The sequence below is a fragment of the Streptomyces sp. NPDC088706 genome, assembly GCF_044752765.1.
GTDB lineage: Bacteria > Actinomycetota > Actinomycetes > Streptomycetales > Streptomycetaceae > Streptomyces.
Genome location: NZ_JBIVLW010000001.1, coordinates 13,595 through 34,538 on the forward strand (window position 1 = coordinate 13,595; position 20,944 = coordinate 34,538).

Here is a 20,944-nt window from a genome sequence, read left to right on the forward strand (position 1 = left end):
GCCCTACTTGCGCATGACCTCGGGCTCGTGGCGGCGCAGCAGCCGGGCGACCGCGACACCGCACAGCAGGCCGATCACCAGGAGCACGGAGATGTTGATCCCCCACTGAACGGCCGAGGCCTCCCACAGCGGGTCCAGGTCGGTCGGGTTCTTCGGGTCCCACGGCGGCATCAGCTGGGCCAGGTCCAGCGTGGTGCCGGCCGCGGCCACACCCCAGCGGGCCGGCATCAGCCAGGCGAACTGCTCCAGGCCGGGCGACCCGTAGAGCTGGAAGAGCACCCCGGTGAAGACCACCTGGACGATCGCGAACATCACCAGCAGCGGCATGGTCTTCTCGGAGGTCTTGACCAGCGAGGAGATCATCAGACCGAACATCATCGAGGTGAAGCCGAGCGCCACGACGGAGAGGCAGATCTCGACGGCCGGAGACATGAACAGGCCCTCGGCAGGCAGATCATGGGCGGCGAAGCCGATACCGCAGAGGATGACGCTCTGGAAGGCCGTGATCACGCCGAGCACGATCACCTTGGACATCAGATAGGCCGAGCGGGAGAGGCCGGTGGCCCGTTCCCGCTCGTAGATGACACGTTCCTTGATCATTTCTCGTACGGAGTTGGCCGCGCCGGAGAAGCAGATGCCGACCGCGAGGATGAGCATGATCGTTCCGGCCTTCGAGTTGAACCGGGACGGCGGAGCCGGTGCCGCCAGTCCGAAGTCCGCCGGGATGACCGCGCTGACCACGCCGATCACGGCGGGCAGCGCCACCATCAGGCCGAGGAAGCCCTTGTCGGAGGCGATGACGGAGACGTACCGGCGCATCAGGGTCCACAGCTGGGTGCCCCAGCTCTGCGGCTTCGGCGGACGCATCTGCTGCGGCGGCGGCATGTGCACGGCCTGCGCGGCGACGGCGTCGATGTCGGCGGCGTACATCTGGTAGTGCTGCGAACCGCGCCAGCGGCCCGCCCAGTCGTAGTCGCGGTAGTTCTCGAAGGCGGAGAAGACGTCGGCCCAGGAGCTGTAGCCGAAGAAGTTCAGCGCCTCCTCCGGCGGACCGAAGTACGCCACGGAACCGCCGGGCGCCATGACGAGGAGTTTGTCGCAGATGGCCAGCTCGGCCACGGAGTGCGTGACGACGAGGACCGTGCGGCCGTCGTCGGCGAGGCCGCGCAGCAGCTGCATGACATCGCGGTCCATGCCGGGGTCGAGGCCGGAGGTCGGCTCGTCCAGGAAGATCAGTGACGGCTTGGTCAGCAGCTCCAGGGCGACCGAGACACGCTTGCGCTGGCCGCCGGAGAGCGAGGTGACCTTCTTGTCCTTGTGGATGTCGAGCTTGAGCTCGGCGAGGACCTCGGTGATCCGGGCCTGGCGCTCGGCCTCGGTGGTGTCCGCGGGGAAGCGGAGCTTGGCCGCGTACTTGAGGGCCTTGGTGACGGTCAGTTCCTTGTGCAGGATGTCGTCCTGCGGGACCAGACCGATGCGCTGGCGCAGCTCGGCGAACTGCTTGTACAGGTTCCGGTTGTCGTAGAGGACGTCACCCTCGTTGGCGGGCCGGTAGCCGGTGAGCGCCTTCAGCAGGGTGGACTTTCCGGAGCCCGACGGGCCGATGACCGCGATCAGCGACTTCTCCGGGACGCCGAAGGAGACGTCCTTGAGGATCTGCTTGCCGCCGTCGACCGTCACCGTGAGGTGGCGGGCGGAGAAGGAGACCTCACCGGTGTCGACGAACTCCTCCAGCCGGTCCCCGACCAGCCGGAACGTCGAGTGGCCGACGCCGACGATGTCGTTGGGGCCGATCAGCGCCGAACCGGACTTCTGCAGCGGCAGACCGTTGACGTACGTGCCGTTGTGCGACCCGAGGTCGCGGATCTCGAACCGGCCGTCGGGCGTCGCGTGGAACTCGGCGTGGTTGCGGGAGACCTGGAGATCGGAGACGACCAGCTCGTTCTCCAGCGCACGACCGATGCGCATGACCCGGCCGAGTGCCAGCTGGTGGAACGTGGTCGGGCTGCGGTCGCCGTAGACCGGCGACGCCCCCGCCGCACCGCCGGTGACCGGTCCGCCGCCGGTGACCGGTCCGCCACCGTGGGCCGGTCCGCCGCCGTGGGCCGGTCCGCCGCCGTGGGCGGGGGCGGCCGGCTGCGCCGGGCCCTGCTGGTGCGGAACCTGCTGATAGGGGGCCTGCTGGTACGGGGCCTGCTGCTGGGGCTCCGGTGCCTGCTGCTGCCACGCCTGCTGGGGAGGGGCCTGGTGCGCGGGAGCCTGGTGCTGGGGCGGGGCCTGGTGCTGGCCGGGGGCCTGGTGCTGGGGCGAGGCCTGGTGCTGGCCGGGGGCCTGGTGCTGGGGCGAGGCCTGGTGCTGGCCGGGGGCCTGCTGTCCGGGCCAGGCCGCCGCGCCCGGCTGCGCGTGCTGCTGTTGGGGCGCCGGGGCCTGCTGCGCGTGCTGCTGGTGCGCGGGGGCCTGCTGCGCGTGCTGCTGGTGCGCGGGGGCCTGCTGCGGGTGCTGCTGGTTCGCGGGGGCCTGGTGGGCGACGGCCGGCTGGGCGCTGTGGCCGGCGGCAGCGGTGAGATTCAGCCGCGGGCCGTCGGTCGCGTTGCCCAGGCGCACGGCGGCGCCGACCCCGATCTCCGTGCGCTGGACGCGCTGTCCCTGGACGTAGGTGCCGTTGGTGGAGCCGTGGTCCTCGATGAACCAACTCCGGCCGTCCCAGCCGATCGTGGCGTGCCGCCACGAGACTCGGGCGTCGTCGATCGTCAGGTCCCCCTGCGGATCACGCCCGAGGGTGTACGGCCTGGACGGATCGAGCGTCCAGGTGCTGCCATTCAATTCCAGTACGAGTTCCGGCACTCCGCGCCCCACTAGTTGTCCCCCGAGTTTCCCCCGTCGCAGGGAGTCTAGGGATGCTGAATATCGTGGGGAACTATTCCAGGAGCGGTCCCTCATCCGAAAGTCGGGTCGTCGCACAGGGGGCGGCGGCCGGGAAGCCCCGCACCATTGCGTCCGGCACTCGGGACGGGCGGCCGGACGCGGCCGCGGGACCGATACGGTGGGAACACCATGAGCGCATCTCAGCCACCTCAGCCTTCCTCCTCCCCTGAGCTCCCCGATCCCGGTCGGGACGGCGGCGAGCCCGCCCGGGACAGCGACGTGTCTCCTCCTCTCGTGGACGGCACCCCCACTCCTCTCGTGGACGACACGCCCACGGTGCTCGTCAAGATCTTCGGCAAGGACCGCCCCGGCATCACGGCCGGGCTGTTCGACACCCTGGCCGCCTACTCCGTCGACGTCGTGGACATCGAGCAGGTCGTCACCCGGGGCCGCATCGTGCTGTGCGCCCTGGTCACCTCGCCCACCGTGGGCGGGACGACCGAGGGTGATCTGCGGGCGACCGTGCACAGCTGGGCCGACTCCCTGAAGCTGCAGGCCGAGATCATCTCGGGCACCGGTGACAACCGGCCCCGCGGTTACGGCCGTTCCCATGTGACCGTGCTGGGGCACCCGCTCACCGCGGAGTCGACCGCCGCCATAGCGGCCAGGATCACCTCGACCGGCGGGAACATCGACCGCATCTTCCGACTGGCGAAGTACCCGGTCACCGCCGTGGAGTTCGCGGTGTCGGGGACCGGGACCGGGGAGCTGCGGACCGCGCTGGCCACCGGGGCCGCGGAGATCGGGGTGGATGTCGCGGTGGTCTCCGCCGGGCTGAGCCGGCGGGCCCAGCGCCTGGTCGTCATGGACGTGGACTCCACGCTGATCCAGGACGAGGTGATCGAGCTCTTCGCGGCCCACGCGGGCTGTGAGGACAAGGTCGCCGAGGTCACCGAGCGGGCGATGCGCGGCGAGCTGGACTTCGAGCAGTCGCTGCACGCCCGGGTCGCGCTGCTCGCCGGCCTGGACGCCTCGGTGGTGGACAAGGTGCGCGCCGAGGTGCGGCTCACGCCCGGGGCCCGCACCCTGATCCGTACGCTCAAGCGCCTCGGGTACCAGGTGGGCGTCGTCTCGGGCGGTTTCACCCAGGTCACGGACGACCTGAAGCAACGTCTCGGCCTGGACTTCGCCTCCGCCAACACCCTGGAGGTGGTGGACGGCAAGCTCACCGGGCGGGTCGTCGGTGACGTGGTGGACCGGGCGGGCAAGGCCCGGCTGCTGCGGAGCTTCGCCGAGCAGGCGGGGGTACCGCTCGCGCAGACGGTGGCCATCGGGGACGGGGCGAACGACCTCGACATGCTGAACACCGCGGGGCTCGGGGTCGCCTTCAACGCCAAGCCCGTGGTCCGCGAGGCGGCGCACACCGCGGTGAACGTGCCGTTCCTGGACACCGTGCTCTATCTGCTCGGCATCACCCGTGAAGAGGTGGAGGCGGCGGACGGTCTGGTCGACTGACGGCCTCGGGCTGCCGGATCGGGGAGCGGACGGAGCCGCCGGATCCCGGAGCGTACGGAGCCGCCGGATCCCGGAGCGGTCGGAGCCGCCGGATCCCGGAGCGGTCGGAGGAGGGCCCCGGCACGGGAGCTGTGCCGGGGCCCCGCACGTTCACCTGGTCAGCGGCGCCCCGGGTGCTCAGTCGTTCGGCGTCCAGTACTCCGTGAGCCGGCCCGCTCCGTGCTCCACGCTCTTCCAGGAGCCGGGGAACTCCACGACCGCGTAGGACGCCGTGGGGAAGCCGTCCCGGGTCATCCGGGCCAGTGTGTGGCCCTCGGCCGAGCCGGAGAGGGCGTCGGCGGCTCCGTGCATCCCCGGGTTGTGGCCGATGACCAGGAGGTTGCGGACCTCGTCGGGGGTCTCGTTGAACAGGGCGATCAGTTCGCCGAGGGATGCCTCGTACAGCCTCTCCTCGTAGACGGTCCTGGGGCGCTGGGCGAATTCGTGGACCGCCAGCTTCCAGGTCTCCCGTGTCCTGACCGCGCTGGAGCACAGGGCCAGGTCGAAGTCGATGCCGGAGTCGGCGAGCCTGCGGCCGGCCACGGGCGCGTCCTTACGGCCGCGCTCGGCCAAGGGGCGCTCATGATCGGAGGACTGCGACCATTCCGCCTTGGCATGCCTGAGAAGGACGATCCTGCGAGGTGTCTCGACGCTCATACACCTCAGCTTCGCATGAAACGCGGCCCCTGGCGCAGGGTGTTGACAGCCTCATCCGGACGGTGGACGTGCTGGTCCGGGGTGGGTTGGCGTGCCTCAGCGGGCGAGCAGGTGGAGCGCGCGCTCCACCATCTGTCCGAGCGCCGGGTCGGCGGTGGCGGCCTGTGCCTGCCCCGGGCTCACGATCATGAGCAGCAGAGCGGCGAACGCGACGGCCGGGAGCGCCACAGCCCACCAGGGCAGCCGTATCTCCACACGGTCGGCGGCCGGTCCACGGGAGGGGGCCGGGCGGTGGGGCCTGGGGTGCGCAGGGACCGGCATGTCCGCCTCCGTGGGTGTTCGGTTCGTTACGAAGAACCTACGGAACGGAGCCGGCCGGCCCCATCCGGTGGTCCACCCACTTCACCCTGACCCTGGCCCCCTAGGGGACAGGGGGGCCAGCCCCACCATGGGCGGGGCCGACGGGCGTCAGGGAGAGGCGATCGTGGCGATCACACCGATGACCACGGTGACGAGAAGCATCGCTCCGAAGACGAGGAGGAGCTTCTTCTGACCGTTCTTGGGATGAGGATCGAGCACTGGCATGGGGCCAGTCTCGCACCTCAGCACTCGTCCTCGATCGTCCGGTCCCGGCCCGCCAGCACCCCGGCCACCATCTGCGGGATCATCAGCCCCGCCATCAGGGCGATCGGCAGCCCCCAGCCGCCGCTGTGCTGGTAGAGCACGCCGACGAGCAGCGGGCCCGGGATAGAGAGCAGATAGCCGGTGGACTGGGCGAAGGCGGAGAGCCGGACCACGCCCGCCCCGGTCCGTGACCGCATGCCGATCATGGTGAGGGCGAGCGGGAAGGCGCAGCTGGCCACGCCCAGCAGCAGCGCCCACACCCAGGCGCCGGCGGCGGGGGCCAGGTAGAGGCCCCCGTAACCGATCAGGCCGCAGAAGCCGAGGACGACGACGATGGGGCCCTGCTGCTTGAGCCGGGCGGCGACCCGGGGGATGACGAAGGCGAGCGGGACACCCATCGCCATGGTGACCGCGAGCAGGACGCCTGCCGTACCGGCCGAGACCCCGGCGTCGCGGAAGATCTGCGGCATCCAGCCCATGGTGATGTACGCGGCGGTCGCCTGGAGCCCGAAGAAGCAGGCGAGCCCCCAGGCGGTCCGGCTGCGGGTGATCCGGAGGGTCGGGGCGTCGGCGGGGCGGGCGGCGGCCGGTCCCGGCACAGGCGTCCCCGGGGCCGGGGTGCGGTCCCGTACGAGGACGATCCAGGGCAGCACCGCGAGGGCGGCGAGCACCGCCCAGACGGCGAGCCCGGACTGCCAGTTCCCGCCCATCGCACCGGTCAGGGGGACCGTGACGGCGGCGGCGAGAGCGGTGCCGAGGGCCAGGGCCATGGAGTAGAGGCCGGTCATGGTGCCGACGCGGTCGGGGAACCAGCGCTTGACGATCACCGGCATCAGGATGTTGCTGACGGCGATGCCCATCAGAGCCAGCGCGCTGGCGGCCAGGAACCCGGCGGTGGAGCCGATGTACGGGCGGACCACCAGGCCGGCCGCGATGGCGGCCAGGCCCGCGCAGACGACCGCGCCCGGGCTGAAGCGGCGGGCGAGACGGGGGGCCATGACCCCGAAGACCGCGAAACAGAGCGGCGGTACGGAGGTGAGGACGCCCGCCAGGCTGCCGCTCATGTGCAGCCCCTCGCGGACCTCTTCGAGGAGGGCGCCGAGGCTGGTGATGGCGGGGCGGAGGTTGACGGCGGCCAGGACGAGCCCGACGGCGATCAGGCGCAGCAGCCAGGGGGCGGGGGCCTCCGCGGTCGCGGCGAGTTCCGGGGCCGGAGGGCCGGCGGGGGTGCGCGCGGCGCTGCCGCGGTTCAGGGTCTGGGTCTGGGTCTCGTCGTCCGGCATGAGTCCATCATAGAATCATAGGATGATTGATTGTCCAATCATTCCTCCGTAGCCCTCAAGGCTCCCGGTTCCCCTGAGAGAATCCGCCCCGGACCTCACAGCTCACGAGCAAGGAGCACCATGGCGCTGACGTCTCCCCGGCGTTCGGCTCTCGCCGACCAGGTGATCGCGCAGTTGCGCAACCAGATCACCTCGGGCGAGTGGCCGGTCGGCTCGCGGATTCCGACCGAGCCGGAGCTGGTCGAGCAGCTCGGCGTGGCCCGTAACACCGTGCGCGAGGCGGTGCGGGCGCTGGCGCACAACGGGCTGCTGGACATCCGGCAGGGCTCGGGCACGTATGTGATCGCCACCAGCGAGCTGGCCGGGGTGATGCACCGCCGTTTCGCCGCCGCCGACCCGCGCCACATCGCGGAGCTGCGCTCGACGCTGGAGTCGTCGGCCGCCCGGCTGGCCGCCGTACGGCGTACCGAGCGCGATGTACGGCAGCTCGACACCCTGATGGCGCGGCGGGAGGAAGCCTGGGCCTCGGGCGACGCGGAGGCGTTCGTCGCGGCCGACGCCACGCTGCACCTGGCGGTGGTCGCCGCCTCGCACAACGACGTCCTCACCGAGCTCTACGCCGACCTGGGGGATCTGCTGCGCGACTACCTGCGCGGTGACGTGGGTCCCGAGCTGCGTCCGGAGAACCATATGGATCACGCGCGCCTGGTCGAGGCGATCCGGGCCGGGGACGCGGAGACGGCCGCGGCCGAGGCGGCGAGCCACGCATTGAACTGCCTGGCGGACCGGGTCTAGGGGGTGTCCGGCGGATCCCCCGGGCGCTTCGGAGCGGCGCGACCCGGCGGACGCGGACGCGCTCAGAGCGGCGCAGGCCGGTGGCTGACCCAGGCGGTCGCGATCTCCTTCCAGCAGCGGTCCTCCAGCCGCACGGTCCGTCCCGGCGCCACCGCGACCGCCGCGCCGTCCGCGTCGACGTCCCACCAGCGGGCGCACTCGGTGTGCAGCTGGACCAGGTCGGTGGAGGGGTAGGGGTTGTGGCAGTACGCCACGACCCGGGAGCCCTCGAGTGCCGTACGGCACTCGGAGCCGGCCGGTTCGGGTTTCGGGGGCGCCGCTGCCGTACCGGAGTCGGCACCCCTGGCCACGTGGAACCCCAGGGGTACGGCGAGTGCGGTGACGGCCGCCGAAGCGGCCAGCAGGAGACGGGTGCGGCGACGCGTGGGGCGCACAGCGATCTCCCTCCCGCAGCCTGACAGAAGTCCGGTTCCTCCACATTCTGCGGTGGATCGGCCGACTTTTCGACCGGAGGGGAGGCAGTCGGCCACGGACGGTGAACGGCCCCCGGCCGCGTACCGCCTCCGGGAATCGGGAGGGGTACGCGGCCGGGGGCCGTTCAGCGGGGGTGGTGCCGGTCAGGCGCCCATCATGTGCACGCCGCTGTCGACGTGGATGATCTCGCCCGTCGTCCGCGGGAAGAAGTCGGAGAGCAGCGCCACGATGCCCCGGCCGGCCGGCTCCGGGTCGTTCATGTCCCAGGCCAGCGGAGCGCGGGTGTTCCAGACGTCGGCCAGCTCCTCGAAGCCCGGGATGGACTTGGCGGCCATGGAACGGAGCGGTCCGGCGGAGATCAGGTTGCAGCGCAGCCCGTCCTTGCCCAGGTCACGGGCGAGATAGCGGGAGGTGGCCTCCAGCGCGGCCTTGGCCGGTCCCATCCAGTCGTACTGCGGCCAGGCGTACTGCGCGTCGAAGGTGAGGCCGACGATCGAGCCGCCCTCGCTCATCAGCGGCTTGCAGGCCATGGCCAGCGACTTCAGCGAGAACGCCGAGACGTGCATCGCGGTGGCGACGGACTCGAACGGCGTGTTGAGGAAGTTGCCGCCGAGCGCGTCCTGCGGCGCGAAGCCGATGGAGTGGACGACGCCGTCCAGCGAGCCGAGCTCCTCGCGGACCAGGCCCTCCAGTCGGTCCAGGTGCTCCTGGTCGGTCACGTCCAGCTCGATGACCTTGGCCGGCTTCGGCAGCTTCTTGGCGATGCGCTCGGTCAGGGTGGGGCGGGGGAAGGCCGTCAGGATGACCTCGGCACCCTGCTCCTGGGCCACCTTGGCGGCGTGGAACGCGATGGACGACTCCATCAGCACCCCGGTGATGAGGATGCGCTTGCCGTCGAGAATTCCGCTCATGGTGATCAGTGACCCATGCCCAATCCGCCGTCAACGGGGATGACGGCTCCAGTGATGTACGACGCGTCGTCGGAGGCGAGGAAGCGCACCGCGGCGGCGATCTCCTCGGGCTGCGCGTAGCGGCCCAGCGGCACCTGGGACACGATGCCCTTGCGCTGTTCCTCGGTGAGCACCTGGGTCATGTCGGTGTCGACAAAGCCGGGGGCGACGACGTTGAAGGTGATGTTCCGCGAGCCGAGCTCACGGGCCAGCGACCGGGCGAACCCGACCAGTCCGGCCTTGGAGGCGGCGTAGTTCGCCTGGCCCGCCGAGCCGAGGAGGCCGACGACGGAGGAGATCAGGACGACACGGCCCTTCTTGGCGCGCAGCATGCCGCGGTTGGCGCGCTTGACGACCCGGAAGGTGCCGGTGAGGTTGGTGTCGACGACGGACGTGAAGTCCTCCTCGGACATCCGCATCAGCAACTGGTCCTTGGTGATACCGGCGTTGGCGACCAGCACCTCCACCGGACCGTGCTTGTCCTCGATCTCCTTGTAGGCCTGCTCCACCTGCTCGGCGTCGGTGATGTCGCAGCGGACCGCGAGGACACCCGCCTCGGTGAGGGCCTGGGGCGGCTCGCCGGAACGGTAGGTGATCGCTACCTGGTCGCCGTTGTCGGCGAAGGCGCGGGCGATGGCGAGGCCGATGCCCCGGTTTCCTCCGGTGACGAGAACCGAGCGGCTCAACGGATCACCCTTTCCTTGGCGGTGTGGTGCGTACCCTCTGGCGGTCGAGTACGTCGAAAACCTATCGGTACCGCGCGCCGATCGAGGAATCGGGCCCTGACAGTGGCTTGTCCGGGGGGCTGTGGGGTTCCTACAGTCCGCACCGTTGCGTGCCCGGCACACCTGTCCCCGATATCCCCCGGTGCGCCGCCCTCCGCCGTGGTTCACTGCCGTCGTGTATCGAGAAGGGAACTCCCTGTGCCCCACGAGGTAGATCAGTCATTCCTGGCCCTGCCGTCGCGCGCGCTGGCCGACGCGGCGCTCGCGCGGGCGCGGGCGCTCGGCGCCACGCACGCCGACTTCCGGCTGGAGCGGGTGCGCAGCGCCTCCTGGCGGCTGCGGGACGCGCGGCCCGCCGGCGCTTCGGACAGTACGGACCTCGGGTACGCGGTGCGGGTGGTGCACGGCGGGGCCTGGGGGTTCGCCTCGGGCGTCGACCTGACGATGGACGCGGCGGCGAAGGTGGCCTCGCAGGCCGTGGCGATGGCCAAGCTGTCGGCGAAGGTGATCGCGGCGGCCGGCTCCGACGAGCGCGTCGAGCTGGCGGACGAGCCGGTGCACGGCGAGCGGACCTGGGTCTCGGCGTACGACGTCGACCCGTTCTCCGTACCGGACGAGGAGAAGGCGGCACTGCTCGCCGAGTGGAGCGGGCGGCTGCTGCGGGCGGACGGAGTGGCCCATGTGGACGCGTCCCTGATGACCGTCCATGAGAACAAGTTCTACGCGGACACGGCGGGGACCGTCACCACGCAGCAGCGGGTGCGCATCCAGCCGCAGTTCACGGCCGTGGCGGTGGACTCCACGACCGGTGAGTTCGACTCCATGCGGACCATCGCACCGCCCGCCGGGCGCGGTTGGGAGTACCTGACCGGGACCGGCTGGGACTGGGACGCCGAACTGGAGCAGATCCCCGGGCTGCTCGCGGAGAAGATGCGGGCGCCGGGCGTCGAGGCGGGGAGCTACGACCTGGTCGTCGACCCGTCGAACCTCTGGCTGACCATCCATGAGTCGATCGGCCATGCCACCGAGCTGGACCGGGCGCTCGGTTACGAGGCGGCGTACGCGGGCACGTCGTTCGCCACCTTCGACCAGCTGGGCAAGCTGGCGTACGGCTCCCCCGTCATGAACGTGACCGGTGACCGCACCGCCGAACACGGCCTGGCGACCATCGGGTACGACGACGAGGGCGTCGAGGCGCAGTCCTGGGACCTGGTCAAGGACGGCACCCTGGTCGGCTACCAGCTGGACCGCCGGATCGCGAAGCTGACGGGACTGGGCCGCTCCAACGGGTGCGCGTTCGCGGACTCCCCGGGCCATGTCCCCGTACAGCGCATGGCGAACGTGTCGCTCCGGCCGGACCCGGGCGGACTGTCGACGGAGGACCTGATCGGCGGGGTCGAGCGCGGGATCTACGTCGTCGGCGACCGGTCCTGGTCGATCGACATGCAGCGCTACAACTTCCAGTTCACCGGGCAGCGGTTCTTCCGCATCGAGAACGGCAAGCTCGCCGGGCAGCTGCGCGATGTGGCGTACCAGGCGACGACCACGGACTTCTGGGGCTCGATGGAGAAGGTCGGCGGCCCGCAGACATACGTGCTGGGCGGCGCGTTCAACTGCGGCAAGGCCCAGCCGGGCCAGGTCGCGGCGGTCTCCCACGGCTGCCCCTCCGCCCTCTTCAGAGGCGTGAACATCCTCAACACGACGCAGGAGGCCGGACGATGAGCCGCGTCAGCAAGCCGTACGAGATCGTCGAGCGGGCCCTGGAGCTGTCCACCACGGACGGCCTGGTAATCATCGCCGACGAGCACTCCTCCGCCAATCTGCGCTGGGCGGGCAACGCGCTCACCACGAACGGGGTGACCCGGGGACGGACCCTCACCGTCATCGCCACCGTGGACGGGGCCGAAGGCACGGCGTCCGGGGTCGTCTCCCGGTCCGCCGTGACCACCGACGACCTGGAGCCCCTGGTGCGGGCCGCCGAGGCCGCCGCCCGGGGCGCGGGTCCCGCCGAGGACGCGCAGCCGCTGGTGAGCGGAGTGCCCTCGTCCCCCGACTTCACGGACGCGCCGGCCGAGACGGGTTCCGAGGTCTTCGCCGACTTCGCCCCCGCGCTCGGCGACGCCTTCGCCCGGGCCCGCTCCGGTGGCCGCGAGCTGTACGGGTTCGCCAACCACGAGCTGACCTCCACCTACCTGGGTACGTCGACGGGGCTGCGGCTGCGCCACGACCAGCCGACCGGGACGCTGGAGCTGAACGCCAAGTCGCCGGACCGGACCCGCTCCGCGTGGGCGGGCCGGGCGACCCGGGACTTCAAGGACGTCGATCCGGCGGCCCTGGACGCGGAGCTGGCGCAGCGGCTGCGCTGGGCGGAGCGGCGCATCGACCTGCCCGCCGGGCGGTACGAGACGCTGCTGCCGCCGACCGCGGTGGCGGACCTGCTGATCTACCAGCTCTGGTCGTCCACCGCGCGGGACGCCGTGGAGGGCCGGACGGTGTTCTCCGAGCCGGGGGGTGGAACGCGGCTCGGCGAGACGCTGGCACCGCTCCCGCTGACCCTGCGCAGCGACCCGCACGCGCCGGGTCTGGAGTCGGCGCCCTTCGTGATCGCCCACTCCTCCGGCGACAGCGGTTCCGTCTTCGACAACGGGCTGCCGCTCGCGCCGACGGACTGGGTGCGGGAGGGCAGGCTGGAGCGGCTGACGACGACCCGGCACACGGCGGCCCTCACCGGGCTGCCGGTCGCCCCGGCCATCGACAACCTGGTGCTGGACGGGGGCGGTGAGCGGTCCCTGGAGGAGATGGTGGCCGCGACGACCGGGCGGGCGCTCCTGCTGACCTGCCTGTGGTACATCCGCGAGGTGGACCCGGCGACGCTGCTGCTGACCGGGCTGACCCGGGACGGTGTCTATCTGGTGGAGGACGGCGAGGTGGTCGGCGAGGTGAACAACTTCCGGTTCAACGAGTCACCGGTGGACCTGCTGTCGCGGGCGTCGGAGGCGGGACGTACGGAGAAGACGCTGCCGCGTGAGTGGGGCGACTGGTTCACCCGGGCCGCGATGCCCGCGCTGCGCATCCCGGACTTCAACATGAGCTCGGTCAGCCAGGGGGTGTGACCCGCCTAGACTGACCCGTACATCCCTACGAAACGCAAGGAGCACCGGAACCGTGACGGACATCGTCGACGAGCTGAAGTGGCGCGGGCTGTTCGCCCAGTCCACTGACGAGGACGCATTGCGCAAGGCTCTCGCGGACGGTCCCGTCACCTTCTATTGCGGCTTCGACCCGACCGCGGCGAGCCTGCACGTGGGGCACCTCGTGCAGGTCCTCACCGTGCGCCGGCTCCAGCTGGCGGGGCACCGCCCGCTCGCCCTGGTCGGCGGGGCCACCGGTCAGATCGGTGACCCGCGCCCGACCGCCGAGCGCACGCTGAACGACCCGGAGACCATCGCCGCCTGGGTGCGGCGGCTGCGGGAGCAGATCGAGCCCTTCCTCACCTTCGAGGGCCCGAACGCGGCGACGATGGTCAACAACCTGGACTGGACCGCGGGGATGTCCGCGATCGAGTTCCTGCGGGACATCGGCAAGCACTTCCGGGTCAACAAGATGCTCACCAAGGACTCCGTCGCCCGCCGGCTGGAGTCGCAGGAGGGCATCAGCTACACCGAGTTCAGCTACCAGCTCCTCCAGGGGATGGACTTCCTGGAGCTGTACCGCCGCTACGGCTGCGTCCTCCAGCAGGGCGGCAGCGACCAGTGGGGCAACCTCACCGCGGGCATCGACCTGATCCACCGGCTGGAGCCGGGTGCCACCGTGCACGCGCTGGCGACGCCGCTGATGGTGAAGGCGGACGGGACCAAGTTCGGCAAGTCCGAGAGCGGTGCCGTCTGGCTCGACCCGGAGATGACCACGCCGTACGCGTTCTACCAGTTCTGGCTGAACGTGGACGACCGGGACATCTCGCGCTACCTGCGCATCCTCAGCTTCAAGAGCCGTGCGGAGCTCAAGGAGCTGGAGCAGCTGACCGAGGAGCGGCCGCAGGCCCGTTCCGCGCAGCGCGCGCTGGCCGAGGAGCTGACCACGCTGGTGCACGGAGGTGCGCAGTGCGCGGCGGTCATCGCGGCGTCGAAGGCACTGTTCGGCCAGGGCGACCTGGCCGAGCTGGACGAGGCGACGCTGAGCGCGGCCCTCTCCGAGGTGCCGCACGCCCGGGTCGCCGAGCTGGGCCCGCTGGTGGACCTGCTGGTGGAGGTCGGCCTGGCACCGAGCAAGTCGGGTGCCCGTCGCACGGTCAAGGAGGGCGGCGCGTACGTGAACAACGTGAAGGTCGCCGACGGCGAGGTCGCGCCGGCCGCCGGGGAGCTGCTGCACGGGCGCTGGCTGGTGCTGCGCCGGGGCAAGAAGAACCTGGCGGCCGTGGAGGTCGTCCCGGCCGGCTGACCCCGTACCGGACAGCGCAGTGCCGCGGCGTACCGGACAGCGCAGTGCCGCAGCCGGACACGCTCTTCCTCGCGTGTCCGGCCGCGGCACTGCGCTGTCCGGGGTCAGGCTCTGCGCTTGTTGCCCCGGATGGACTGCCAGGCCATGTCTCCGACGGCGACGACGGCCACGGCTCCGGCCAGCTGGAGCAGATGGCGGATCCAGTCGATGCCCCTGGTCTCGTTGACCCCGATCCAGGTCGCCACGGCATTACCGAGGATGCTGCCGAGAATGCCGAAGATGACCGTCAGCCAGAGTGGGATCTCCTGCTTGCCCGGCAGGATCGCCCGTGCGATCACACCGAGCACCAGGCCCACGATGATTGCCCACAACCAGCTCATTTCGCCTCCTCGTACGGCGCGGAGTGCGCGTCCGTCCAGTCTTGGCCGGCCGCCGCCGGGCCGCACTCCGTGCGGGGCCGTCCGGGTGGCGGCCCTTTCCGGTGGCGGCCGGGTGCGCCCCGGTCTCCGGTCCGGCGGGGACCCGGCGTACCGTGGATGCGGCCCGGTCCCGGAGTGTCCGGCACAGAGATCTGGTGGTGGAACACATGCTGCGCAAGAGCGACGAGGTGCAGGTCTTCCGGATCACGGGAGCCCGTCAGGGGCTGGCCGACGATGTGCGGGGCAGGCAGCGGCGCTATGTGATCTCGATGTCCGTGCGTACGGTGTCGGTGGTGCTGGCCGCCGTGCTGTGGAACGTGGAGCGGCATGTGGCGATCGTGGCGCTCGCCCTGGGGGTGCTGCTGCCGTACGTGGCGGTGGTCATCGCCAACGCGGGCCGGGAGAACGTCCCCTCCCTGCCGTCGACGTTCGTCGCAGCGCCGGTGCGGCCCGCCGTGGAGGCGGCTCCGGCCGCCGGTCCGGCCGGGTCCGCGGGCCGTGAGGAGCGGGCCGGGCGGGTGCCCCCGCCACAGGAACACGGCTGAGCCCGCGGGTCCCGCGAAGCTCAGGAAAAGCTCAGATCAATCATGACGTTCCGGTGCACCGCACCCCGGTGCCCGTGACATACTTCAGTGGCGCTCCGCATCCCCCGTCGGAGCGACGGACCGACGCCGGGCAGCTCCCCCCGTGGCTGCTCGGCGTCGCCTTTTCTCCGGCGGGGATGCGTCGTTCCGGGCGCGGAGCACCTGACTTAGGCTGGGCCCCGTGATCTTTCCCGAGACATCCGCCGAGAGCGCCGCCGGGGCCCCGGTCTGCTCCGCCAAGGGCTGCCGGGCCGACGCGGTCTGGGTGCTCGCCTGGAACAACCCCAAGCTGCATACCCCCGAGCGCCGCAAGACCTGGCTGGCCTGCGAGGAGCACCGGGAGCACCTGTCGCGGTTCCTGGGGGTACGCGGCTTCCTCAAGGACGTCGTGGCGCTGAAGGACTGGTGAGTCCGGGAGCGGCGGGGCGCGAGGCGCCTGAGCGCGTCAGCCGCCGATCGCGGACATCGGGCGGTCGGGCTGGAGGAAGGACGGGTCGTCCAGTCCGGAGCCGGCCTTCTTGCCCCACATGGCGAGCTTCCAGAGCTGGGCGATCTCCGCGTCGGGCGCGTCCGAGCGCAGGGCTGAGCGCAGGTCGGTCTCCTCGCGGGCGAAGAGGCAGGTGCGGATCTGGCCGTCGGCGGTGAGCCGGGTGCGGTCGCAGGCGCGGCAGAACGGGCGGGTGACCGAGGCGATCACGCCGACGCGGTGCGGGCCGCCGTCGACGGTCCAGCGCTCGGCGGGGGCGGAACCGCGGGCCTCGTCGTCCTCGGCGGTGAGGGTGAAGCGGGTGCGCAGCGAGGCGAGGATGTCACCTGCCGTGATCATGCCGTCGCGCTTCCAGCCGTGCTGGGCGTCCAGGGGCATCTGCTCGATGAAGCGGAGCTCGTAATCGTTGCCGACGGCCCAGGCCAGCAGCTCGGGGGCCTCGTCGTCGTTGAGTCCCGGCATCAGGACGGAGTTGACCTTCACCGGGGTGAGGCCGGCGTCGCGGGCGGCCGCGAGGCCTTCCAGCACGTCCTTGTGGCGGTCGCGGCGGGTGAGGGTCTTGAAGACGTCGGGGCGCAGGGTGTCCAGCGAGACGTTGACCCGGTCGAGGCCGGCCGCCTTGAGGGCGGCGGCGGTCCGCTTGAGTCCGATGCCGTTGGTCGTGAGCGACATGCGGGGACGCGGGGTGAGGGCCGCGCACTGCTCGACGATGGAGACGAGGCCGGGGCGGAGCAGGGGCTCTCCGCCGGTGAAGCGGACCTCGGTGATGCCGAGGGTGGTGACCGCGATGCGGATCAGGCGCACGATCTCGTCGTCGGAGAGCAGCTCGCTCTTGCCGAGCCACTGCAGGCCCTCTTCCGGCATGCAGTAGGTGCACCGCAGATTGCACTTGTCGGTCAGTGACACGCGCAGGTCGGTGGCGACCCTGTCATAGGTGTCGATGAGCACGGTGGCGCTCCTCCCCCGGGTGGTGTCGCGGTAGCTCCGCAGGGCTGTCGGCCCTGCCGAGACTTCGGCTCGTTCACTGCGTTGACTCTTCCGAGCCTACGTGACGCCTGTGATATCGCAGGGGCCCGTTTGCCACGAGGTGTGGCCGGGCCGTGTCGTAGGACTCTACGACGCGGCCCGGACCATGGGGTGGGTGATGAACCGAACGGCTCGGTGAACTCCTTCTCTCAGTGCGCTCCGGTGCCGGTGAGGGACTTGACCTCCAGTTCGGCGTACTTGTCCGTGTCGGGCTTCTCCTTGGAGAGCAGCGAGCCGGCCCAGCCGAGCAGGAAGCCGAGCGGGATCGAGATCAGGCCGGGGTTCTCCAGCGGGAACCAGGCGAAGTCGACGTTCGGGAACATCGATGTCGGCTTGGAGGAGACGACCGGCGAGAAGAGCACCAGCAGGACGGAGGAGGCGAGTCCGCCGTAGATGGACCAAAGGGCCCCGTGGGTGGTGAACCGCTTCCAGAAGAGGCTGTAGAGGATCGTCGGCAGGTTGGCGGACGCGGCGACGGCGAAGGCCAGGGCCACCAGGCCGGCCACGTTGAGGTCGCGGGCGAGCGCGCCCAGGGCGATGGAGACGACCCCGATGGCGACGGTGGCCCAGCGTGCGGCGCGGACCTCCTCCTTCTCGGTGGCCTTCCCCTTGCGGATCACGTTGGCGTAGATGTCGTGCGCGAAGGACGAGGAGGAGGCGAGGGTGAGTCCGGCGACGACGGCGAGGATGGTGGCGAAGGCGACGGCGGAGATCACCGCGAGGAGGATGGCGCCTCCGGTGGATCCGGAGCCGCCGCCGATCTCCAGGGCGGCGAGTGGCGCGGCCGTGTTGCCCGCCTTGTTCGAGGCGATGATGTCGCCGGGTTCGAGGATCGCCGCGGCGCCGAAGCCGAGCACGATCGTCATCAGGTAGAAGGCGCCGATGATGCCGATCGCCCAGTTCACCGACTTACGGGCGGCCTTGGCGGTGGGCACGGTGTAGAAGCGGATCAGGATGTGCGGCAGGCCGGCGGTGCCGAGGACCAGGGCGAGGCCGAGGGAGATGAAGTCGAGCTTGGAGACGCCGGTGGCGCCGTACTTCAGGCCGGGTTCCAGGAAGGCGGCGCCCTTGCCGCTGTTGCTCGCGGCGGTGCCGAGCAGGTCGGAGATGTTGAAGTCGAACTTCAGCAGGATCAGGAAGGTGATGAGCAGGGTGCCCGCGATGAGCAGGACGGCCTTGACCATCTGCACCCAGGTGGTGCCCTTCATGCCGCCGATGGTGACGTAGAGGATCATGAGCACGCCGACCAGGGCGACGATGACGATCTTCCCGAAGTCGCTGGTGATGCCGAGCAGCAGCGAGACGAGGACGCCGGCCCCGGCCATCTGGGCCAGCAGGTAGAAGATCGAGACGACGATGGTGGACGTGCCGGCGGCGGTGCGTACGGGGCGCTGGCGCATCCGGTAGGCCAGCACGTCGCCCATGGTGTAGCGGCCGGAGTTGCGGAGCGGTTCGGCGACCAGGAGCAGGGCGACGAGCCAGGCGACGAGGAAGCCGATGGAGTAGAGGAAGCCGTCGTAGCCGAAGAGGGCGATGGCGCCCGCGATGCCCAGGAAGGACGCCGCGGACATGTAGTCGCCGGAGACCGCGAGCCCGTTCTGGAATCCGGTGAACTGGCGGCCGCCCGCGTAGAAGTCGGCGGCGCTCTTGGTCTGGCGGCCCGCCCACACGGTGATGAAGAGGGTCGCCACGACGAACGCGGCGAACAGGGTGATGATCAGCGGCCGGTGCTCGCTCGCTCCCTCGGCGGCGAGCTGGACGGCGGGATGGGCGGCGTGGGCGGCGCTCATACGTCGGCCTCCATACGGGACTTGATGGCTTCGGCCTTCGGGTCGAGCTGGGTGGCGGCGTGCCGGGAGTAGAGCCAGGCGATGAGGAAGGTGGTGGCGAACTGGGCGAGGCCGAGGACGAGCGCCACGTTGATGTTGCCGACGAGCTTGGTGCTCATGAAGCCGGCCGCGTAGTTGCAGAGCAGGACGTAGAGCAGGTACCAGGTCACGAAGGCGACGGTGAGCGGGAAGGCGAAGGAGCGGAACGAGCGGCGCAGGTCGGCGAAGTCGGCACTCGCCTGCACCGCGTTGTACGCCTCGGCGGTGGGCTGGGCCGGGCCGTCGTCGGGACGGCCCTCGGGCGGCGGTGCATCGGTGGCCACGGAATCTCCTTGAGACGCGGGTGCGGTGATCTGGGGGACGGTGGGTGACATGGGGAGGCCTCGCTCACCGGGGGACGGTGTCGTGCCTCCTGGACAACGGCACGGAGGGCACGACGAAGCGGTTCACGGGATCTTTCGCCTTCTCGGCCTCATGACGGTGACCGGATCCCCCTGCCGGTGGCCTGAAGTCGCCCGTACACATTCGGCCGCACAGGTCACTCTTCGAACTCACTTGCCAACAAACGTTGATGTGCCGGAAAGATCAGCGATAGCTTCACTCGTCATGTACGCGACCGAACACGCCAGGTGTCCGGTCGACCGGCACGGATGATGTGGAGAACCCATGGCTCATCTGGCATCGAGACGGACCCGCGCGCTCGCGCTGCCCGTCGGACTCGCGCTCGTCGCCTCGCTCGGCTTCCTGCCGGCCGCGACGGCCACGGCTGCGCCCACCGGCGCACCGGCCACCGTGACCCCGCGGACCGACGGGCCGAAACTGAGTTACGTCGTCAACACCGGCACCGGCCGCAGCGCCGTCCAGCAGGTGAAGAAGGCCATCACGCAGGCCGGCGGCACGGTCGTCATCGCCTATGAGCAGATCGGCGTCATCGTCGCCCACTCGCAGAACCCGGCTTTCGGGGAGACGATCCGGCGGGCCCGGGGCGTGCAGTCGGCGGGCGCGACCCGGACCAACCCGATCGTGCCGCAGGCCACCAAGGACGTCGGCGCCATAGCGCAGCCGCTGACCGAGGCCCAGGCGGCGGCCGCGGCCGCGCAGGCGACGGCGGAGGAGGACCCGCTGGAGCCGCTGCAGTGGTCGCTGCCCGCGATCAAGGCGGACAAGGCGCACCAGAAGACGCTCGGCTCGAAGCGGGTCACGGTCGCCGTCATCGACACGGGCGTCGACGACACCCACCCGGACCTGGCGCCCAACTTCGACCAGGCGGCCTCGGCCAACTGTGTCACGGGCGCTCCGGACACCACCGCCGGCTCCTGGCGACCGGCGGCGGGCGAGAGCGACCACGGCACGCATGTGGCCGGCACCATCGCCGCGGCGAAGAACGGCTTCGGCGTGACCGGTGTGGCGCCGGGTGTGAAGGTCTCCGGCATCAAGGTCTCCACCCCGGACGGCTTCTTCTACACCGAGGCCGTCGTCTGCGGCTTCCTCTGGGCGGCCGAGCGGGGCGTCGAGGTGACGAACAACAGCTACTACACCGACCCGTGGCTGTTCAACTGCAAGAACGACCCGGACCAGGGCGCCCTGGTCGAGTCCCTCACTCGCGCCGTCAAGTACGCCGAGCGCAAGGGCACGGTCAACGTGGCCGCCGCGGGCAACTCCCGCCACGACCTGGCCTCCGACGCGATCGAGGACCGGACCAGCCCGAACGACACCGAGCCGGTCACCCGCACCGTCGACCCGCGGGTCTGCCCCGACATCCCGACCATGCTGCCGGGTGTCGTGACGGTCTCCGCCACGGGTGCCAAGGGATGGAAGTCCTCGTACTCGAACTACGGCAAGGGTGTCATCGACGTCGCCGCCCCCGGCGGTGACTCGACGATCTACCAGACCCCTGAGCCGCCGGCCGTCAACGGCCTGATCCTCTCCACGCTGCCGGGCGGCAAGTTCGGCTACAAGGCCGGTACGTCGATGGCGTCCCCGCACGTCGCGGGCGTCGTGGCCCTGATCAAGTCCCGCCACGCCTACGCCTCACCGGCCGCGGTGAAGGTGCTGCTGGGCCTCCAGGCGGACGCCAAGGCCTGCGGCGAGCCCTACGACTACAACGGTGACGGCGTCATCGACGCGGTCTGCGAGGGCGGCAAGAGCTACAACGGCTTCTACGGGGCCGGAGTGGTGGACGCGCTGGACGCGGTCCGCTGGTAGGTGTGTGACCGAGCGAGCAGCGGGGGCCCG

At 70.8% G+C, this 20,944-nt stretch carries 20 protein-coding genes; 8 read left to right on the forward strand and 12 right to left on the reverse strand.

Going from position 1 to position 20,944, the window contains the following annotated elements:
• Positions 1 to 3: 3 nt before the first annotated feature.
• The gene (locus ACIQAK_RS00080) at positions 4 to 2,844 is read right to left on the reverse strand and encodes an FHA domain-containing protein (RefSeq protein WP_401847734.1); all 2,841 of its coding nucleotides are present in this window, start codon (positions 2,842 to 2,844) and stop codon (positions 4 to 6) included.
• A 210-nt stretch (positions 2,845 to 3,054) separates the two neighbouring features.
• Here ACIQAK_RS00080 and serB point away from each other — a divergent pair, with 210 nt between their 5' ends.
• Positions 3,055 to 4,380 (forward strand): phosphoserine phosphatase SerB, encoded by a 1,326-nt coding sequence (serB, locus tag ACIQAK_RS00085; RefSeq protein WP_366388563.1) that lies wholly within the window; start codon positions 3,055 to 3,057, stop codon positions 4,378 to 4,380.
• Between the two features lie 177 nt (positions 4,381 to 4,557).
• On the opposite strand, the gene ACIQAK_RS00090 is transcribed toward serB, so the two are convergent.
• The 4 genes from ACIQAK_RS00090 to ACIQAK_RS00105 all read right to left on the reverse strand — a co-directional run bounded on the left by ACIQAK_RS00090 (position 4,558) and on the right by ACIQAK_RS00105 (position 6,983).
• The gene (locus tag ACIQAK_RS00090) at positions 4,558 to 5,076 is read right to left on the reverse strand and encodes a histidine phosphatase family protein (protein WP_366388562.1); all 519 of its coding nucleotides are present in this window, start codon (positions 5,074 to 5,076) and stop codon (positions 4,558 to 4,560) included.
• Between the two features lie 96 nt (positions 5,077 to 5,172).
• Entirely contained in the window at positions 5,173 to 5,397 is a 225-nt protein-coding gene (locus tag ACIQAK_RS00095; RefSeq protein ID WP_366388561.1) for a hypothetical protein, read from the reverse strand.
• A 147-nt stretch (positions 5,398 to 5,544) separates the two neighbouring features.
• Entirely contained in the window at positions 5,545 to 5,661 is a 117-nt protein-coding gene (locus ACIQAK_RS00100) for an SGM_5486 family transporter-associated protein (RefSeq protein ID WP_015607728.1), read from the reverse strand.
• Positions 5,662 to 5,678: 17 nt separating this feature from the next.
• Complete coding sequence (locus ACIQAK_RS00105; protein ID WP_366388560.1) at positions 5,679 to 6,983, reverse strand: CynX/NimT family MFS transporter; 1,305 nt, start codon at positions 6,981 to 6,983, stop codon at positions 5,679 to 5,681.
• 120 nt (positions 6,984 to 7,103) lie between these two features.
• Here ACIQAK_RS00105 and ACIQAK_RS00110 point away from each other — a divergent pair, with 120 nt between their 5' ends.
• A complete protein-coding gene (locus ACIQAK_RS00110) occupies positions 7,104 to 7,778 on the forward strand; it encodes a FadR/GntR family transcriptional regulator (RefSeq protein WP_366388559.1) in 675 nt (224 codons plus the stop codon).
• A gap of 62 nt (positions 7,779 to 7,840) precedes the next feature.
• Here ACIQAK_RS00110 and ACIQAK_RS00115 read toward each other — a convergent pair whose 3' ends face one another.
• The 3 genes from ACIQAK_RS00115 to fabG form a co-directional block, all read right to left on the reverse strand.
• A complete protein-coding gene (locus ACIQAK_RS00115; RefSeq protein WP_366388558.1) occupies positions 7,841 to 8,212 on the reverse strand; it encodes a hypothetical protein in 372 nt (123 codons plus the stop codon).
• Between the two features lie 183 nt (positions 8,213 to 8,395).
• Positions 8,396 to 9,163, reverse strand: a complete 768-nt coding sequence (fabI, locus tag ACIQAK_RS00120) for an enoyl-ACP reductase FabI (RefSeq protein ID WP_366388557.1) — start codon at positions 9,161 to 9,163, stop codon at positions 8,396 to 8,398.
• A 5-nt stretch (positions 9,164 to 9,168) separates the two neighbouring features.
• Positions 9,169 to 9,888: a 3-oxoacyl-[acyl-carrier-protein] reductase gene (gene fabG / locus ACIQAK_RS00125; RefSeq protein ID WP_018488215.1), complete on the reverse strand. Its 720-nt coding sequence runs from the start codon at positions 9,886 to 9,888 to the stop codon at positions 9,169 to 9,171.
• 237 nt (positions 9,889 to 10,125) lie between these two features.
• On the opposite strand from fabG, the gene ACIQAK_RS00130 reads away from it, so the two are divergent.
• The 3 genes from ACIQAK_RS00130 to tyrS are packed head-to-tail and all read left to right on the forward strand — an operon-like array spanning position 10,126 to position 14,364.
• Positions 10,126 to 11,649, forward strand: a complete 1,524-nt coding sequence (locus ACIQAK_RS00130; protein ID WP_366388556.1) for a TldD/PmbA family protein — start codon at positions 10,126 to 10,128, stop codon at positions 11,647 to 11,649.
• Positions 11,646 to 13,040, forward strand: a complete 1,395-nt coding sequence (locus tag ACIQAK_RS00135; protein ID WP_366388555.1) for a metallopeptidase TldD-related protein — start codon at positions 11,646 to 11,648, stop codon at positions 13,038 to 13,040. Before ACIQAK_RS00130 ends, ACIQAK_RS00135 begins: the two co-directional genes overlap by 4 nt.
• A gap of 52 nt (positions 13,041 to 13,092) precedes the next feature.
• Positions 13,093 to 14,364 carry a tyrosine--tRNA ligase gene (tyrS, locus tag ACIQAK_RS00140; protein ID WP_366388554.1) on the forward strand — a complete coding sequence of 424 codons (1,272 nt, stop codon included), beginning with the start codon at positions 13,093 to 13,095 and terminating at the stop codon, positions 14,362 to 14,364.
• Positions 14,365 to 14,468: 104 nt separating this feature from the next.
• On the opposite strand, the gene ACIQAK_RS00145 is transcribed toward tyrS, so the two are convergent.
• On the reverse strand, positions 14,469 to 14,744 hold the full coding sequence (locus ACIQAK_RS00145; protein ID WP_366388553.1) for a GlsB/YeaQ/YmgE family stress response membrane protein: 276 nt from the start codon (positions 14,742 to 14,744) through the stop codon (positions 14,469 to 14,471).
• 206 nt (positions 14,745 to 14,950) lie between these two features.
• Here ACIQAK_RS00145 and ACIQAK_RS00150 point away from each other — a divergent pair, with 206 nt between their 5' ends.
• Both ACIQAK_RS00150 and ACIQAK_RS00155 read left to right on the forward strand, forming a co-directional pair.
• Positions 14,951 to 15,328 (forward strand): DUF3099 domain-containing protein, encoded by a 378-nt coding sequence (locus ACIQAK_RS00150; protein WP_366388620.1) that lies wholly within the window; start codon positions 14,951 to 14,953, stop codon positions 15,326 to 15,328.
• Positions 15,329 to 15,548: 220 nt separating this feature from the next.
• Positions 15,549 to 15,776, forward strand: coding sequence for a hypothetical protein (locus ACIQAK_RS00155; RefSeq protein ID WP_366388552.1), 228 nt, complete (start codon positions 15,549 to 15,551; stop codon positions 15,774 to 15,776).
• Positions 15,777 to 15,812: 36 nt separating this feature from the next.
• Here ACIQAK_RS00155 and moaA read toward each other — a convergent pair whose 3' ends face one another.
• From moaA to ACIQAK_RS00170, 3 genes are all read right to left on the reverse strand, one after another.
• The gene (gene moaA, locus ACIQAK_RS00160; RefSeq protein ID WP_366388551.1) at positions 15,813 to 16,802 is read right to left on the reverse strand and encodes a GTP 3',8-cyclase MoaA; all 990 of its coding nucleotides are present in this window, start codon (positions 16,800 to 16,802) and stop codon (positions 15,813 to 15,815) included.
• Between the two features lie 227 nt (positions 16,803 to 17,029).
• Entirely contained in the window at positions 17,030 to 18,670 is a 1,641-nt protein-coding gene (locus ACIQAK_RS00165) for a cation acetate symporter (RefSeq protein ID WP_366388550.1), read from the reverse strand.
• Positions 18,667 to 19,032 carry a DUF485 domain-containing protein gene (locus tag ACIQAK_RS00170; RefSeq protein WP_366388549.1) on the reverse strand — a complete coding sequence of 122 codons (366 nt, stop codon included), beginning with the start codon at positions 19,030 to 19,032 and terminating at the stop codon, positions 18,667 to 18,669. The genes ACIQAK_RS00165 and ACIQAK_RS00170 overlap by 4 nt, the downstream gene beginning before the upstream one ends.
• Positions 19,033 to 19,375: 343 nt before the next feature.
• Here ACIQAK_RS00170 and ACIQAK_RS00175 point away from each other — a divergent pair, with 343 nt between their 5' ends.
• Positions 19,376 to 20,914, forward strand: coding sequence for a S8 family serine peptidase (locus ACIQAK_RS00175; RefSeq protein ID WP_366388548.1), 1,539 nt, complete (start codon positions 19,376 to 19,378; stop codon positions 20,912 to 20,914).
• Positions 20,915 to 20,944: the final 30 nt, after the last annotated feature.